The 14,159-nt window shown below is 67.3% G+C and carries 17 protein-coding genes; 7 read left to right on the forward strand and 10 right to left on the reverse strand.

All coding sequences use genetic code 11. The features are described 5' to 3' along the window. Positions 1 to 24 precede the first annotated feature (24 nt). Together IEV56_RS04305 and rpsU are read right to left on the reverse strand one after the other, a co-directional pair. Entirely contained in the window at positions 25 to 471 is a 447-nt protein-coding gene (locus IEV56_RS04305) for a GatB/YqeY domain-containing protein (protein WP_188448149.1), read from the reverse strand. 95 nt (positions 472 to 566) lie between these two features. Continuing rightward, complete coding sequence (rpsU, locus tag IEV56_RS04310) at positions 567 to 782, reverse strand: 30S ribosomal protein S21 (protein ID WP_188449335.1); 216 nt, start codon at positions 780 to 782, stop codon at positions 567 to 569. 115 nt (positions 783 to 897) lie between these two features. Here rpsU and tsaD point away from each other — a divergent pair, with 115 nt between their 5' ends. From tsaD to folK, 3 genes are read left to right on the forward strand one after another with little or no spacing between them, the layout of a single operon-like run. Beyond that, entirely contained in the window at positions 898 to 1,926 is a 1,029-nt protein-coding gene (tsaD, locus tag IEV56_RS04315) for a tRNA (adenosine(37)-N6)-threonylcarbamoyltransferase complex transferase subunit TsaD (protein WP_188448151.1), read from the forward strand. A 9-nt stretch (positions 1,927 to 1,935) separates the two neighbouring features. After that, complete coding sequence (gene folB / locus IEV56_RS04320) at positions 1,936 to 2,295, forward strand: dihydroneopterin aldolase (protein ID WP_188448153.1); 360 nt, start codon at positions 1,936 to 1,938, stop codon at positions 2,293 to 2,295. Continuing rightward, positions 2,288 to 2,749: a 2-amino-4-hydroxy-6-hydroxymethyldihydropteridine diphosphokinase gene (folK, locus tag IEV56_RS04325; RefSeq protein WP_188448155.1), complete on the forward strand. Its 462-nt coding sequence runs from the start codon at positions 2,288 to 2,290 to the stop codon at positions 2,747 to 2,749. Before folB ends, folK begins: the two co-directional genes overlap by 8 nt. 1 nt (position 2,750) lies before the next feature. Here folK and IEV56_RS04330 read toward each other — a convergent pair whose 3' ends face one another. The 5 genes from IEV56_RS04330 to IEV56_RS04350 form a co-directional block, all read right to left on the reverse strand. Continuing rightward, on the reverse strand, positions 2,751 to 3,122 hold the full coding sequence (locus IEV56_RS04330) for a hypothetical protein (protein WP_188448157.1): 372 nt from the start codon (positions 3,120 to 3,122) through the stop codon (positions 2,751 to 2,753). A gap of 22 nt (positions 3,123 to 3,144) precedes the next feature. Further along, a complete protein-coding gene (locus IEV56_RS04335; protein WP_188448159.1) occupies positions 3,145 to 3,519 on the reverse strand; it encodes a hypothetical protein in 375 nt (124 codons plus the stop codon). A gap of 107 nt (positions 3,520 to 3,626) precedes the next feature. After that, entirely contained in the window at positions 3,627 to 4,547 is a 921-nt protein-coding gene (locus IEV56_RS04340; protein WP_188448161.1) for a YcjF family protein, read from the reverse strand. 73 nt (positions 4,548 to 4,620) lie between these two features. Further along, positions 4,621 to 5,097: a copper chaperone PCu(A)C gene (locus tag IEV56_RS04345; protein WP_188448163.1), complete on the reverse strand. Its 477-nt coding sequence runs from the start codon at positions 5,095 to 5,097 to the stop codon at positions 4,621 to 4,623. Positions 5,098 to 5,153: 56 nt separating this feature from the next. Beyond that, positions 5,154 to 5,891 (reverse strand): pteridine reductase, encoded by a 738-nt coding sequence (locus IEV56_RS04350; RefSeq protein ID WP_188448165.1) that lies wholly within the window; start codon positions 5,889 to 5,891, stop codon positions 5,154 to 5,156. 72 nt (positions 5,892 to 5,963) lie between these two features. Here IEV56_RS04350 and IEV56_RS04355 point away from each other — a divergent pair, with 72 nt between their 5' ends. Then, positions 5,964 to 7,139, forward strand: a complete 1,176-nt coding sequence (locus tag IEV56_RS04355; protein WP_188448167.1) for a class I SAM-dependent methyltransferase — start codon at positions 5,964 to 5,966, stop codon at positions 7,137 to 7,139. Next, the gene (locus IEV56_RS04360) at positions 7,136 to 7,522 is read left to right on the forward strand and encodes a VanZ family protein (RefSeq protein WP_188448168.1); all 387 of its coding nucleotides are present in this window, start codon (positions 7,136 to 7,138) and stop codon (positions 7,520 to 7,522) included. The genes IEV56_RS04355 and IEV56_RS04360 overlap by 4 nt, the downstream gene beginning before the upstream one ends. On the opposite strand, the gene IEV56_RS04365 is transcribed toward IEV56_RS04360, so the two are convergent. Continuing rightward, positions 7,519 to 8,742, reverse strand: coding sequence for a multifunctional CCA addition/repair protein (locus IEV56_RS04365; RefSeq protein ID WP_188449337.1), 1,224 nt, complete (start codon positions 8,740 to 8,742; stop codon positions 7,519 to 7,521). The two genes, IEV56_RS04360 and IEV56_RS04365, sit on opposite strands and share 4 nt — an antisense overlap. Beyond that, the gene (locus IEV56_RS04370) at positions 8,739 to 10,709 is read right to left on the reverse strand and encodes a lytic transglycosylase domain-containing protein (protein WP_188448170.1); all 1,971 of its coding nucleotides are present in this window, start codon (positions 10,707 to 10,709) and stop codon (positions 8,739 to 8,741) included. Before IEV56_RS04370 ends, IEV56_RS04365 begins: the two co-directional genes overlap by 4 nt. Positions 10,710 to 10,774: 65 nt before the next feature. Here IEV56_RS04370 and IEV56_RS04375 point away from each other — a divergent pair, with 65 nt between their 5' ends. Next, positions 10,775 to 11,542 carry a sulfite exporter TauE/SafE family protein gene (locus IEV56_RS04375; protein ID WP_229730180.1) on the forward strand — a complete coding sequence of 256 codons (768 nt, stop codon included), beginning with the start codon at positions 10,775 to 10,777 and terminating at the stop codon, positions 11,540 to 11,542. 46 nt (positions 11,543 to 11,588) lie between these two features. Then, positions 11,589 to 13,388: a tetratricopeptide repeat-containing sulfotransferase family protein gene (locus IEV56_RS04380; RefSeq protein WP_188448174.1), complete on the forward strand. Its 1,800-nt coding sequence runs from the start codon at positions 11,589 to 11,591 to the stop codon at positions 13,386 to 13,388. Here IEV56_RS04380 and IEV56_RS04385 read toward each other — a convergent pair. Continuing rightward, positions 13,348 to 14,127 carry an endonuclease/exonuclease/phosphatase family protein gene (locus IEV56_RS04385; RefSeq protein WP_188448176.1) on the reverse strand — a complete coding sequence of 260 codons (780 nt, stop codon included), beginning with the start codon at positions 14,125 to 14,127 and terminating at the stop codon, positions 13,348 to 13,350. The two genes, IEV56_RS04380 and IEV56_RS04385, sit on opposite strands and share 41 nt — an antisense overlap. Positions 14,128 to 14,159 lie beyond the last annotated feature (32 nt).

The following is a 14,159-nucleotide window of genomic DNA, read 5'->3' on the forward strand; positions in this document are numbered from 1 at the left end:
CCACAAACGCCGGACGGCGCCGGCTTATTTCGCCAGCGCGGCCTTGACCAGCGCGGACACCGCGCCCATGTCGGCACGGCCGGCCAGCAGCGGCTTCAGCGCGGCGATGACCTTGCCCATCGCCTGCGGGCCGTCGGCGCCGGTGTCGGCCACGACCTTGGCCACCAGCGCCTCGATTTCGGCCTGCGTCAGCGGCTGCGGCAGGTAGCCCTGGATGATGGCGGATTCCATCTTCTCGACCGCGGCCAAGTCGTCGCGGCCGGCGGCTTCGTACTGGCTGATGGAGTCCTTGCGCTGTTTCATCATCTTTTCCAGCACCGCCAGCACCAGCTCGTCGGTCATCTCCACGCGCTCGTCCACTTCCTTCTGCTTGATGGCGGCGTTGATCAGGCGGATGACGCCCAAGCGTTCCTTGTCGCCGGCTTTCATCGCGGCCTTCATGTCGTCGGTCAGTTGCGCTTTCAGGGTCATGGCGTGCTCCGGAATCGGTGGACGGTATAAACACAAAAAGCCGGAAACGCGAAGCGCAACCGGCTTTGGGGCGCGAGCCGAAGCTCAGCGGCGGATCAATACAGGCGCTGGCGCTTGGTGATGTCGCGCGAACTGCGGCGCACTTGGCGCTTCACGGCGGCGGCGGCTTTGCGCTTGCGTTCCTGCGTCGGCTTCTCGTAGAACTCTTTCTTGCGGGTATCGGCCAAGACACCGGCTTTTTCGCAGGTGCGCTTGAAACGGCGCAAGGCAAATTCAAACGGTTCGTTTTCGCGGACTTTGACAGAAGGCATGGTAGCTCCAAAAATTTGATTTCCCGGCCGGGCGTGTTTTCCTGCCAGAGAGCCGGTTATCATACAGCCCTCGGCGCGGTTTGGCAACCGCGTCCCGGCTTTCAGGAAGGACGGCATGCGGGTTTTGGGCATCGAATCGAGCTGTGACGAGACCGGCGTGGCGCTCTACGACAGCGCCCGCGGCCTGTTGGCGCAGGGCCTGTACAGCCAGATCGACCTGCACGCCGCCTACGGCGGGGTGGTGCCGGAGCTGGCCAGCCGCGACCACGTGCGCCGGCTGTTGCCGCTGATTCAGCAAACCCTGGCGGATTCCGGCCTGACCCTGGCCGACATCGACGGCGTGGCCTACACCGCCGGCCCGGGCCTGATCGGCGCGCTGATGGTGGGCGCCGCCACCGGCCGGGCCATCGCTTGGGCGCTGGACGTGCCAGCCGTGGCCGTACACCACATGGAAGGCCATCTGCTGGCGCCCCTGCTCGAGGACGAGCCGCCCGAGCCGCCGTTCGTGGCCCTGCTGGTGTCCGGCGGGCACACCCAGTTGATGCGGGTGAGCGCCTTGGGCGATTACACCCTGCTCGGCGAGACCTTGGACGACGCCGCCGGCGAGGCCTTCGACAAGACCGCGAAACTGATGGGCCTACCGTATCCCGGCGGTCCGCAGCTGGCCAAGGCCGCCTTGGCCGGTCGGCCGGGCGCGTATACGTTCTCGCGGCCGATGGTGAATCGGCCGGATCTGGATTTCAGCTTCTCCGGCCTGAAGACGCAGGTGCTTCTGGCCTGGCAGAAAAGCGGGCAAGGCGCGCAGGACATGGCCGACATCGCGCTGGCCTTCGAGCAGGCGGTGGTCGATACCCTGGCCATCAAGTGCGAACGCGCGCTGGAACAGGCCGACTGCTCGCGGCTGGTGGTGGCCGGCGGCGTCGGCGCCAACCGCTATCTGCGCGAACAGCTGCAGGCGCGTTGCGCCCGCCGCGGCGCCACGGTGCATTTCCCGCGCTTGGAGCTGTGTACCGACAACGGCGCGATGATCGCCTTCGCCGGTTACCTGCGGCTACGGGCCGGGCAAAGCGAGCCGCCGGCGGTGGCCTGCCGGCCGCGCTGGGATTTGGCCGGTTTGCCGCCGCTTTCACCCGCGCTCGGATAGACTGGCGGCATGGACAAAGTATTCATCGAAGCGCTCGAAATCGAATGCGTCATCGGCATCTACGATTGGGAGCGCACCATCAAGCAGCCGATCGTGCTCGACATCGAGATGGCGTTCGACAACCGCGTGCCGGCCGCCAGCGACGACATCGCCGACACCTTGGACTACAAAGCGGTCAGCAAGCGCCTGATCCAGTTCGTGTCCGAATCCAGCTTCGGGCTGGTGGAAACCTTGGCCGAACGCTGCTGCGCCATCATCCTCGACGAATTCGGGGTCTCGCAGGTCAAGCTGAAGCTCAGCAAGATCGGCGCGGTGCGCGGCGCCAAGGCGGTCGGGGTGATGCTCGAGCGCTCGCGCGCCGATGGCTAAGGCCTATCTGAGCCTGGGCTCCAACCTAGAGCCGGAAAGACATCTGGATGCCGCGGTGAAAGCCCTGCGCGAGACCTTCGGCGAGGTCGTGCTGTCGGATTGGGTGCGCACCAAAGCCATCGGCTTCGACGGCCCGGACTTCGTCAACGGCGCCGCGGTGATCGAGACCGACTGGGACGTATACCGGCTCAACGACTGGCTGCACGCGCTGGAAGACGCGCACGGCCGGCGCCGCGACGTGCCGCGCTTCTCCAGCCGCACGCTCGACATCGACATCGTGTTCTACGACGATCTGATCCTCGATGGTCCCGGCAACCTGCGCATCCCGCGGCCGGAACTGAAGCACGCGTTCGTGCTCCAGCCGTTGGCGCAGATCGCGCCGGATTTCGTCAATCCGGAAACCGGCAAGACCCTGGCCGAAGCCTGGCGCGAATTCCCGGCCGAATCGGCCTGAATCAACCGCCGGCGGCGTAGCTGGCCAGTTTGCTCTGGTTGCTTTCCAGGAACAGTTTGCAGCTGTCGATCTTCTTGCCCAGGTAATCGACGCCGCCGGAGCGGATGCCGTCATCGACGTTCTGCTGGTAACCCATCATCTGGTCCTTGCCGGCGCCGGCGGCGACCGCGGCTTGGATCATGATGCCGCCGATATCGTAGTAGTTCTGCTTTTCCGAGGCTTCTTCGGTCACTTCCCAGAGCTTGAGCATGATGGCCGCGCATTCGCCGGACTCCTTGGCGAAGGCGGGGTCGGGCGTGGCGGCGCGGGCCTGTCCGGAAGCGGCGGCCAGCGAAAGGACGGACGAGGCGATGAGGGCGGTGCGGAGGGACATGGCGTTTCCTTGATAGTCGGAATCAAACTTCGGAGTACAGGAAGATCATGTCCTGCTTGTCCTGGAGGAATTTCTGGCAGCCCTCGACCTTCTGGCCGATGACGTCAGCACCGCCGGTCTGCATTTCCTTCTCGACATCGCTTTGCCAGCCCATCAGCTGGTCCTTGTTCATGTCGTTGGAGTTGGCGGCGGCCTTGACCAGGGTTTCGGCCAAGGAGGTCGATGCCGTTTTCATGTCGGCATCCTCGGTGACTTCGGCCACCAGCAGCATCACGTAGGCGCACTGGATGGATTGCTTGGAGAATTCCAGGTTGGTCGGACCCACGGCATGGGCGGAGGGCGGCGCGAAGCAGAAGGCGGCGGCCAACAAAGTGCCGGCGGCGATGCGGATGGACATGACGGACCCCTGAGTGGTTGTGGTTATGGTGCATCGCCGGACGGGCCGATGGCTCCATTCTGTGATGAACGGCGGGTTTCCGTCAATCTGGCCGGGGCTGGACGCCCTCAGCGCCGCTTCACCATGTCCAGGACCTGGGGCACGTCCAGGGTCCGCGCCTTGTGTGCGATCTCGCCGGCATAGCGGCCCTGCAGTTCCTTGCCTTGGGCGAACAGGCGCGCGAACGTCTGTTTCAGCTCGCCGGTGTCGATGCGCCGGCCGTTGCCGTAGTAGTGCTGGGCCACCTTGCCGAGCGCGTAGGTGGTGGCGAACGAGAACGCCACACCGGTGGCCGCGCTGCCCAAGCCGCCGAGCAGTCCGCCGCCGGCCTTGCCGAGCAGACCGCCCAGCAGTTTGCGGCCCATCTGTTCCAGATACTGGCCGGTCATGCCGATGCCCAAGGTGGCGGCGAAGTCGGTGATGTGGCCGCGGTCGAGCTCGTAGCCGTGGGCTTTGCCGATGGCGTACACCATCTTCATCTGCAGCGGCAGGATCGCCATCGAGGCCATGGATTGCGGCAGTAGCTCCAGCGCGCCGTTCAGGATGGCGTAGTTCAGCACCGAGGCGTCGAGCGCGGCGGCGTCCGGGCCGACCGCCGGCGTGGCGGTCAACGGGGCATCGGCCAAGTCGTCCGCCGATTCGGCGAAGTCCTGCGCCGGTTGCGCGTCAAGACCCAGCGCGTTCCGCAGGCGCTCCAGGAAGTCGGCTTCGGCGGCATCACGCCGGCCGTCGGCATCGCAGACGCCTACGGCCATCTCATAGGCCAATTGCCGGGTTTCCGGGCTGGATAGGCTCCGCGCGCTGGCTTCCAGCGTACGGCGTTTCAGCAGCACGTCCTGGTACAGCTTGGCCAGATCGGCTTCCGCTTCCGGCGACAGGCCTTCGGCGATGCGTTTGATCTGTTCGCGTTCGCGTTCGTCCTTGCCGCCATCGGCGAAGGCGGCCATCAGGCTGATGGCGAGGATGGCGTGCTGTTCGGTCTGGTCCATGGCGGTTCTCGTCGAGGAATGGAAATCCAGTCTCGCCCCGGCGGGGTTAACGCATCGTGAACCGCGCCAGGTTTCAGTGCGTATGCTGGCTCATGTCGTGGTCGGCCATCGGCATCTGCTTGTGCACCATGAACGCCACGTTGCGTTCGCCGGCGTTCCGGAACCGCAGCGTCAGCGTCACGGTCTGGCCTTCGGCCAGCGGCCGCTTGGGTTTGATCAGCATCAGGTGGTAGCCGCCGGGCTTGAGTTCCACCGTCTTGCCGGCCGGGATGTCCAGGCCGCCGGTGAGCTGGCGCATTTCCATCACTTCCCCGCGCATTTTCATCTCGTGGATCTCCACGCGCTCGGCGGCTTCGGTACTGGCGGTGAGCAACACCTCATCGGCGGCGCCGGCATTGGCGACGCGCAGGAAGCCGCCGGCGACCGCGGCGTTCGGTGGCGTGGCGCGCACCCAGGCCTGGTCGACGGTCAACGTCTGCGGGGCGGCGGCAATGCTGGCGAATGCCAGGCCCAGGCCCAGCAGGGCGGCGGACAAGGAGTGGATTTTCATGGCAAGGCTCCGGTTAAGCGGTTGCCGCCATTTTACGCCGATGCGCGGCGGCGCGCTCAGCCAAGCAGGCGGCCGCCATCCACCGCCAGTACGTGGCCGGTGCTGAAACGGGCGTCTTCGATCAGATAGCGCGCGGCGGCGCAGATGTCCTCGACCGAACCGATGCGTGCCAGGGGTGTGGCGTCGATCAGGGCCTGTTGCCGGGCTTCGTCCATGCCGGCCTCCGGCCACAGGATGGCGCCCGGCGCGATGCCGTTGACCCGCACCGCCGGCGCCAGATCGAGCGCCAGCGATTGCGTTAGCATGCGCAGCGCGGCTTTGGCCATGTTGTACACGGTGTGGCCGGGTTTCGGACGCTCGGCGTAGATGTCGAGCAGGTTGACGATGCAGCCGCCGCGTACGGCCAGATGCGGCGCCGCGGCTTGCGCCAGGAAGAACGGCGCGCGCGCGTTGGCATCCATCAGTCTGTCCCAGTCGGCGTCGGTCACTGCCCCGAGCGGCGAGGGAAAGAGGCTGCTGGCGTTGTTCACCAGCACGTCCAACCGCCCGAAGCGCGCCAGCACCGCCGGCACCAGGCCGTCGCGCTCGGATGGGCGCGCCAGATCGGCGGCGAACACCGCCGCGCTGTCGCCGCGTTTGGCGTTCAGCGTATTGGCCAAAGCCTCGGCGTCGGCGCGCGAGCCGCGGCAATGCAGGGCCAGCGTGTAGCCGCGGGCATGCAGGTCGGCCGCCAGCGCGGCGCCGATGCGCTTGCCGGCACCGGTGATCAAAACCACCGCGGAGTCTGCGTGCATGCGTGTTTCCGGTTCAATTCAGGATGCGGACAAGGTATCCTGAACACGCGTAAATAACCAGTGAATCCCCGCATGGACCTGCCCCGTCCCTCGCCCGAGGCGCTCGCACACAGCGCCCGCTTGACCGAACTCATCCAGCACGCCATCACCGCCGAACAGGGCGCGATCTCCTTCGCGCGTTTCATGGAGCTGGCCATGTACGCGCCCGGCTTGGGCTACTACAGCGCCGGCGCGCGCAAGTTCGGCGCCGAAGGCGATTTCGTCACCGCGCCCGAACTCGGCGGCGGCTTCGCCTGGGCCGTGGCCAATGCCGGCGCGGAGGTGTTGGCGCAGCTCGGCGGGGACGCGGTCTGGTTCGAGGTCGGCGCCGGCACCGGCGCGCTGGCCGAGAAGACCCTGTTGCGCCTGCAGCGGCTGGAGCGCCTGCCGCGCGAATACTGGATTCTGGAGCCCAGCGCCGATCTGCGCGAGCGCCAACGCGAGCGCTTGTCGGCCAATCTGCCGCCGGCGTTGTCGGCGCGTTGTCGCTGGTTGGACGCGCCGCCGGAATCGGCATGGCAGGGCGTGCTGGTGGCCAACGAGGTCATCGACGCGCTGCCGGCCACCCGCTTCATCAAGCAGGACGGCGAGGTGTTCGAGGAGTGCGTCGCGCTCGACGGCGAGGGCGCGTTCACCCGCGTCATGCGTCCGGCCGACGTGTTGGTCGGCGGCGCGGTCCGGCATCTGGAGCGCGACCTCGGCCGCGAACTCGAGGACGGCTATTGCTCGGAAGTGCTGCCGCAGTTGCCGTACTGGCTGCAGGCCATCGCCGGCACCCTGGCGCGCGGCGCCCTGCTGTTCGTGGATTACGGCTACGTGCGTAGCGAGTATTACCGGCCCGAGCGCGACGACGGCACCTTGATCTGCCATTACCGGCATCGCGCGCACGGCGACGCCTTCCTGTGGCCGGGCCTGCAGGACCTGACCGCATCGGTCGATTTCACCGCGCTGGCCGAAGCCGGGGTGTCGGCCGGCTTCGGTCTGGCCGGTTACTGCACGCAGGCCGGCTTCCTGCTCGGCAACGGCATCGAGGCCTATCTGGCCGGTTTCGAGGCCGCCGACGAACTGACCCGTTACCGGGAAAGCCAGCACGTGAAAAAGCTGCTGTTGCCGGGCGAGATGGGCGAGCGCTTCCAGTGTATGGGGTTCGCCAAGGACGTCGATTTCGCCGCCGCGTTCGCGCATGGCGACCTGAGCCGCCGGCTGTGATTGGTGTTCTGCGCCATCGCCGGCTTTGGCTGGCGCTGTGGATCGCCGGCATGCTGCTCGGCGTCTATCTCTCGCTGCGGCCGGTGCCGGCCGTGGCGCCGGCGCTTCCGCATCTCGACAAACTCATCCATGCCGGCGGATATGCCGTGCTCGCGGCGTTCGCGGCCTGCCTGTTCAGCGGCCCGGCCCGCCTGCGCGCGCTGGCCGGTGTCTGGTTGTTGGGCGCCGCGATCGAGCTGGCGCAGGGCCTGTTGCCCACCGGTCGTTTGATGGAGGCCGCCGATCTGCTCGCCAACAGCGTCGGCATCATGCTGGGTTCGGCACTGTGTTGGCGCCGGAATCCTTTGGTTTGCGTGGAAGGGCTGTTGTCGATCCGGAACTAAATTTCCGCTTTCGCCGCCGCGATGGCTGCGATGCGTTTTTTCCTCAGTGCGTCGCCGACGGCCGGTCCGGACAGTCCCGGCCCGACATCGCGGCCGGTGACGGCGGCCGCCGCGCGATGGCAGCGCAGCAACAGCGCCGCGTTCGGATACGCCGATTCCGACATGCCGAGACGCCCGCGTTTGTCAGCTTCGCACAGCGTCGCCAGCGCCGCAACCCGCTCCGGCCGGCGGAAGGCGTCGAGGCGCTGTAGCAGCGTATGCACCGTTTCCGGCCGCAGCTGCTCCAGGCGGTGCACGTTCAGGTGTTCACGGCAGGCGTGCAGGGCCATCACGCGGTACTCCGCGGGCGTCTTCCAGCGTGCGCAGACCGCTTCCACCGCCGGCAACCCGAGATGCTCGTGCGCGATGTGCTTCGGCCAGTCGGCCGGCGGCGTCAAGGCCTTGCCCAGATCGTGCGTCAACGCCATGAACGCGATCAGGGTATCGCCCGGCGCCAGCCTCGCCGCCATATCCAGCACCATCTCGGTATGCAGGCCGGCGTCGATTTCCGGATGGTACTCGGCGCGCTGCGGTATGCCGTACAGCGCATCGACCTCCGGCAGCAATACCTTCAGTGCGCCGCAGGCGCGCAGAACCCGCAGGAAAGCCGAAGGCGTCTTGGTGGCCAAGGCGCGCTGGATTTCCTGCCAGACCCGCTCCGGCACCAAGTGATCGACTTCGCCGGCGCGCACCATCCCGCGCATCAGCGCGTCGGTTTCCGGTGCCAGCGAGAAGCCCAGGTGCGCGAAGCGCGCCAGAAAACGCGCGGCGCGCAGGATGCGCACCGGGTCTTCGGCGAAGGCCGGCGACACATGCCGAAGCACGCGCCGTTCGAGGTCGTCGCGGCCGCCGAACGGATCGATCAACGTGCCGTCATCGGCCTGTGCGATGGCGTTGATGGTGAAGTCGCGGCGGGCCAGATCCTGCTCCAGCGTCACCGCGGCGTCGGCATGGAACACGAAGCCGCGGTAGCCCGGCGCGGTCTTGCGTTCGGTGCGCGCCAGCGCGTATTCCTCGCCGCTGCGCGGATGCAGGAACACCGGGAAATCGGCACCGACCGGCCGGAAGCCGGCCGCCGCCATCGACTCCGGGGTCTCGCCGACCACCACCCAGTCGCGGTCGCCGGCGGGCAGGCCGAGCAGGGCATCGCGTACGGCGCCGCCGACCAGATAGACGTTCATCGCGGTTTCTTCGCTGGCACGGGCTGCGGACAACGCAGCGCCACCGTGCGCGCCGGCTCGCCGAAATCGCCGCTCAGGCGCTGCATGATCGGCCGGACGGGCCGCTTCAGGCGCCAGTCGTAGATCACGCTGAACGCCAGCACGCGCGGAATGTATTCGCGCGTTTCCTTGTACGGCACGGTCTCGATCCAGAACTCCGGTTCCAGCGCCGGGCGGGCCGCCAGCCAACGATTCACCGCGGCCGGTCCGGCGTTGTAGGCGCCGATGGCGAGCCAGGCGCGGCCCTGGTAGCCGTCGATCACGTCGCGCAACGCACCGGCGCCGAGCGGGATGTTCACCTCGGGCCGGTACAGCGAGGCCGGGCCTTCCCAGGCGATGCCATGGCGCAGCGCGATGCGCTCCGCGGTCGACGGCAGCAGCTGCAGCAGGCCGCGGGCGTCGGCGCCGGAGGTCACTTCCGGCATGAAGATGCTTTCGGCACGGGCGTGCGCGGTCAGCCAGCTGCGGTCGATGCCGAAGCGCGCGGCGGCGGATTCGAAGGCGTCGTTGTAAGGCGTGGCGAAACGCACGGTGTACAGGCGTTGGCTGGCTTCGTCGGCGTCCAGCGCGAACACCGCGCGGTCGTACCAGCCGATGTCCCGCGCCATCGCCAGCGCCGCGCGCCGTTGCTGCGGTGCCAACGGACGGTAGGCGGCGTTCCACTCCCAGATCGCGGTGTTGGCCTCACCCAATTGCCAGAGCCACAGCGCACGCCGCAGGCCGGGATCACGGTGCAGGTCGACGTGCTCCTTTGGACTTGGGCGGGGTTCCAACGGGCAGAAGGCGTAATCCGCGCCCAGCCGCTCGGCCGCCAGCCAGCCATGGAAGCTCGCCGATTGCGCGGCCTTGCGGTACAGCGGCAGGGCGTCGTCGTTGCGTCCCAGGCGCTGCAATACGCGCGCCTGGAAGTACTGCCAGCGCGGTTCATCGCGCTGCGCCGGCAGCAGCTGTTCGAACGCCGCCAGCGTCTTGGCGTCGTCGTTGGCGTGGAAAGCGTTGCGCAGATACCACTCGCGCAGGTTGACGCTACGCGCCGCTTCGGGCACGGCCAGATAACGCCGCTCCGCCTCCGGCAGGTAATCCACCATCGACCACAGCGCGATTTCGGACAGTAGGGCATTGCGCTGTTCCGCGTTAAGCCCTTCGGCCAGCGGCGTGGCCGCCGACAGGCGTTCGGCCTGCGCGGGATCGCGCTTGGCCAGATTCATCAGCCCTTGTTGCAGCACGCGCCGGCCGCGCGTGTCATCCGGCCAAGCGGTGTCGGCGCTGCCGCCGGCGATGAAAGCCAGATAGCGCCCGGCCAAGGATGCATCGGCGGCGTTCATCGCGCCGATCGCTTCCGGCATGCGTTCCACGGCGCCGTCGGCCAGCAGCCGATCGAAGCGTTGCCAAGCGCGGGTGCCGTCGATGGCACCGGCCGATTTCAAGGCATCGAACACCGGCGTGCAGGCCGCAGGCGCTTTGGCCTCGTTCAGCCACACGGCCAGGGCATTCTGCCGCCAGGCGAAATCGCGCGCGGTGGCATCGACGGCCAGCAGCACGGCGCAACGGCTCGCCGCGCCGTCATCGGGATGGCGCGTGTTCCAGGCCGCCACCGCCGGCCAATCCTGACGACGGACCAGTTCATTGCGCCATTGTTTGACCAGCCAATCGCTGGACGGCGTGTCCGGATCCTCGGCCAGCAGGGCCTCCACGCGCGCGCCATCGGACTGCATGATGCCGCTGCGCCAGGCCAAGGCATCCAGCCAGGGGCGCAGCGGATGCTTGGCCAGCCGCACGCGGGCGTCATCGGGTAAACTGCCGCTCTTGGCCTGTGCGAACGCCGCACGCAGTTCCGCCGCTTGCGGAACCTGCGTCTGCGCCGAAGTCCGCGACGCGAGCAGGACGGCGAATGCGAGTGCCGCAGCGGTTGGCCAGTTAGTGCGCATGCGCGGTGTTTTTCCGGTAATCACAGGTCTTCAAGCATATGGCGGCATGGTGGATTTATCCAGTCTTGGGCATCGGTGCCGGCATCCTGTCGGGCCTGCTCGGCGTCGGCGGCGGCCTGTTGCTGGTCGGCGCGCTGATCCTGCTGTTGCCCGCGCAGGGCGTGCCCGAGGCGGTGGTGGTGCCGGTCGCCTTGGCCAGTTCGCTCGGCAGCATCGTGCTCACCGGCCTGTCTTCGGCGTGGGCGCATCAACGGCGCGGCGCCGTGCTGTGGCCGACCGTGGCTTGGCTGGTGCCGGGCATGCTGTTGGGCGCCGTGCTGGCCAGCCTCGGCGTGGTGCAGTGGGCAGGTCCCGGTCTGCGTTGGGCGGTGGTGGCGTATTGCGCCGCGGTGGCGTTGCAGTTGCTTGCCGATTGGCCGAAAGCCGTCGGCCAGGATGTCTCGCATGTCGTCGGTTGGCGCTGGACCGGTTTCGGCCTGCTGGTCGGCGCGGTGTCCTCGGTGGTCGGCATCGGTGGCGGCAGCATGACCGTCCCGGCGCTGATCTGGCGCGGCGTGCCGGCGGTGAAGGCGGTGGCCACATCGGCCGTGTGCGGCGTGTTCATCGCCGTCGCCGCGGCGCTCACTTACAGCCAGTCGGCCAACCCGCTTCCGATGCCGGCGCATTCGCTGGGCTACGTGTATCTGCCGGCCGCACTCGGCGTGGCCGCCGCATCGGTGTTGTTCGCGCCCCTGGGCGCGCGTTGGGCGCATGCCCTGCCGCCGCAGCGCCTGAAGCAGGTGTTCGCGGCGTTTCTGTTGCTGATGGCCGGATTGCTGGTCTTCAAGTCCTGAGAGGCCATGCTTGTTAGACTACAGGTCTTTCCCTGCGGTACTGAAGATGGCTCCTGAACAGATTCTCACGATGGCCGGGCAGGCCATGCAGCGCGGTGACTGGCCGTCCGCGGAACGCATATTGCATGATGGCCTGACCTCGTATCCCGGACACGCCGAGTTGCTGGGCATGATGGCGATTGCCGTGTTCCGTTCCGGCCGGCCGGAGCAGGCGCTTGAGTGGTTCCGGCGTGCGGCCGAGTCCGGCAACCGGGCTTCGGATTGGGCCAATCTCGGCAGCGCACTATGCGATTTTGGCCGTTTCGAGGAAGCGCACGAGGCCTTGCGGAAGGCCTTGGCGGCAGCACCTTCGGATGCATTCACGCACTTCTGCCTGGCGCGTGCCTTGCATGGCATGGGTCGTAGCGAGGAGGCGCTGGATCGCATCGGTGCGGCCATCGAAGCCGAACCCGGGGACACCGGATTCCGCCTGCTGCGCGCGGAGATCGCGGCTGCTCTGGATCTTCGCGAGTTGGCGTCGACCGATATCGACTGGTTGTTGCAACGCCGGATCGGCTTGTTCGAGCTTCTGCAGTCGGCCTCCCTTATGCTGCAGGTGGGGCGCTTCGGCCAGGCGCTCGCCCTGTACCGGTCGCTCGCCGCCAGCCATCCCGACCAGTTCGATGCATGGCTGGGCGTCTGCCTGGCCAGTGAGCGGGCCAACGATCTGGCGGGCCTCCGGCAAGCTTTGGAGCGGGCAAGGTCGTTGGCGTCCAATCCGGTGCAGGCAGCGGCAGTCGAACAGATGCGCGGCAAGCTGGCCTTCAGGAACGGCGGGTTTGACGAGGCTTGCGGCTTTTTCGCGTCGGCTTGGGCATTCCATACCGACAACGCGCGCTGGAAGAGCCAGATCGGCTTCGATTATTGCCAAAGCCTGGATAAAGCCGGCCGATTCGCCGATGCGCTCCGGGTATGCGGTGCCGCACATGCGCTGCAGGCAGCCGGTGCCGAAAGCAATGCCGCGCAAGAGGCGCGCGCCGGCTTCCTGCAGATGTTGCGCAAGCCGGCCGTGGCGGCCAGTGGTTCCGTCCGCGTGGACGACGGTCGCGCCGATCCGGTTTTCGTCGTCGGGTTTCCCCGCTCGGGAACCACCCTTCTGGAGCTCATCCTCGACTCGCGGCCCGGACTGGTTTCCTTCGACGAGAAGCCGTATCTGGTGAAGACGCTCATGCAGTACCGCTCGTCTGGGCTCGCCTATCCCGAGTCGTTGTCCATGCTCGACGCGCCACGGATTGAACGTCTACGGAACGCATATTTCGATCAGTTGGCCGTGGACGGCGTGGATCCGCAGGCCCGTCCGGTCGACAAGAATCCGCTCAATTGGGCGTATCTGCCCCTCGTGCGCGCGTTGTTTCCCGGTGCTCATGTGATTCTTGCCCTGCGTCATCCGCTGGACGTGGTCCTGAGCTGCTACATGCAGAACCTGCGCTCCGCAGGCAATCTGTTCTCCAGCGTCGCCCGGATCGCTGAGCTGTACGCGGAGATGGTGGACTATTGGCAGCGCCTCGAGCCCGCGCTCGACCTGCCGGTGCTGGTTTCCCGTTATGAAGATCTGGTCTCCGATCCCGAGGCGGGCACTCGACGCATCGCGGAGTTCCTGGATTTGCCGTGGGACGCCGGCTGGTTGGACAACAGCACGCATGCGCGCGGCAAGGCCATCATCCACACGCCCAGCTATGCGCAGGTGCTCGAGCCGCTCAACACCCGCGCCATGGGTCGTTGGCGCAATTACCGCGATCTGTTCGATCCGGCGGTGCTGGACGTGCTCAGGCCGGCGGCCGAGTCGATGGGATATTCGCTGGACTGACTCCCGGCGGCGTCAGCTCCAGTCCGATGGCGAGATGGTCGGAGCCGGCGGCCGGGTAGGTCCGGTAGTTGCCGCTGGCCATGCCGCCGACCAATATGTGGTCGATCGGGCGCTTGGCGTCCCAGCTCGGGAAGGTCGGCAGGCTGAGCGTCGGCACATCCAATGCGGTGAACTGGAACAGTCGGCTCATCTCCGGCGCCAGCAGGTCGCAGTTGAAGTCGCCCATCAGCACCAGCCGCGGCTTGTCGGACAGCAATTCGGCCAGATAGGCGATCTGCACCCGGCGCGCGGCCGCGCCGAGGGAAAGATGGGTGACCGCGATGTGCCAACTGGCCTCGCCTTCGCCGAATTCGGCCAACAGCACGCCGCGGCCGGGGATGCGGCCCGGCAGTACGAAATGCTCGATGCGCCGCGGCGCCGAGCGCGACAGCAACGCGTTGCCGGAACCGGCGAAGCGGCTGATCCGGCGCGTGGCCTGATGCGAGCTGTACGGGAAATTGGCCTTGTCCGCCAGGTAGTCGGATTGGTTCGAGAAGCCCGAGCGCAGGCTGCCCGGATCGCATTCCTGCAGGCCGACCAGGTCGAAGGCCTGATAGGTCTGCGCCAAGGCGTCGAGATTGCCGCGTTTGCCGTTCGGCAGGATGTGCGACCAGGAGCGGGTCACGTACTCGCTGTAGGCGCGGGTCACCGAACCGGCCTGGATGTTGCTGCTCAGCAGTTTGAGGGGTTGTGCGTTCATGGATGAAAAAACCCCGCCGAAGCGGGGTTGGC

It is taken from the genome of Arenimonas maotaiensis, assembly GCF_014638745.1.
GTDB classification, from domain to species: Bacteria; Pseudomonadota; Gammaproteobacteria; order Xanthomonadales; family Xanthomonadaceae; genus Arenimonas; species Arenimonas maotaiensis.

Bases quoted from the DNA above. Each gene is read 5' to 3' on its own strand.
- IEV56_RS04305 (WP_188448149.1), bottom strand. From the start codon at position 471: ATGACCCTGAAAGCGCAACTGACCGACGACATGAAGGCCGCGATGAAA.
- rpsU (WP_188449335.1), bottom strand. From the start codon at position 782: ATGCCTTCTGTCAAAGTCCGCGAAAACGAACCGTTTGAATTTGCCTTG.
- tsaD (WP_188448151.1), top strand. From the start codon at position 898: ATGCGGGTTTTGGGCATCGAATCGAGCTGTGACGAGACCGGCGTGGCG.
- folB (WP_188448153.1), top strand. From the start codon at position 1,936: ATGGACAAAGTATTCATCGAAGCGCTCGAAATCGAATGCGTCATCGGC.
- folK (WP_188448155.1), top strand. From the start codon at position 2,288: ATGGCTAAGGCCTATCTGAGCCTGGGCTCCAACCTAGAGCCGGAAAGA.
- IEV56_RS04330 (WP_188448157.1), bottom strand. From the start codon at position 3,122: ATGTCCCTCCGCACCGCCCTCATCGCCTCGTCCGTCCTTTCGCTGGCC.
- IEV56_RS04335 (WP_188448159.1), bottom strand. From the start codon at position 3,519: ATGTCCATCCGCATCGCCGCCGGCACTTTGTTGGCCGCCGCCTTCTGC.
- IEV56_RS04340 (WP_188448161.1), bottom strand. From the start codon at position 4,547: ATGGACCAGACCGAACAGCACGCCATCCTCGCCATCAGCCTGATGGCC.
- IEV56_RS04345 (WP_188448163.1), bottom strand. From the start codon at position 5,097: ATGAAAATCCACTCCTTGTCCGCCGCCCTGCTGGGCCTGGGCCTGGCA.
- IEV56_RS04350 (WP_188448165.1), bottom strand. From the start codon at position 5,891: ATGCACGCAGACTCCGCGGTGGTTTTGATCACCGGTGCCGGCAAGCGC.
- IEV56_RS04355 (WP_188448167.1), top strand. From the start codon at position 5,964: ATGGACCTGCCCCGTCCCTCGCCCGAGGCGCTCGCACACAGCGCCCGC.
- IEV56_RS04365 (WP_188449337.1), bottom strand. From the start codon at position 8,742: ATGAACGTCTATCTGGTCGGCGGCGCCGTACGCGATGCCCTGCTCGGC.
- IEV56_RS04370 (WP_188448170.1), bottom strand. From the start codon at position 10,709: ATGCGCACTAACTGGCCAACCGCTGCGGCACTCGCATTCGCCGTCCTG.
- IEV56_RS04380 (WP_188448174.1), top strand. From the start codon at position 11,589: ATGGCTCCTGAACAGATTCTCACGATGGCCGGGCAGGCCATGCAGCGC.
- IEV56_RS04385 (WP_188448176.1), bottom strand. From the start codon at position 14,127: ATGAACGCACAACCCCTCAAACTGCTGAGCAGCAACATCCAGGCCGGT.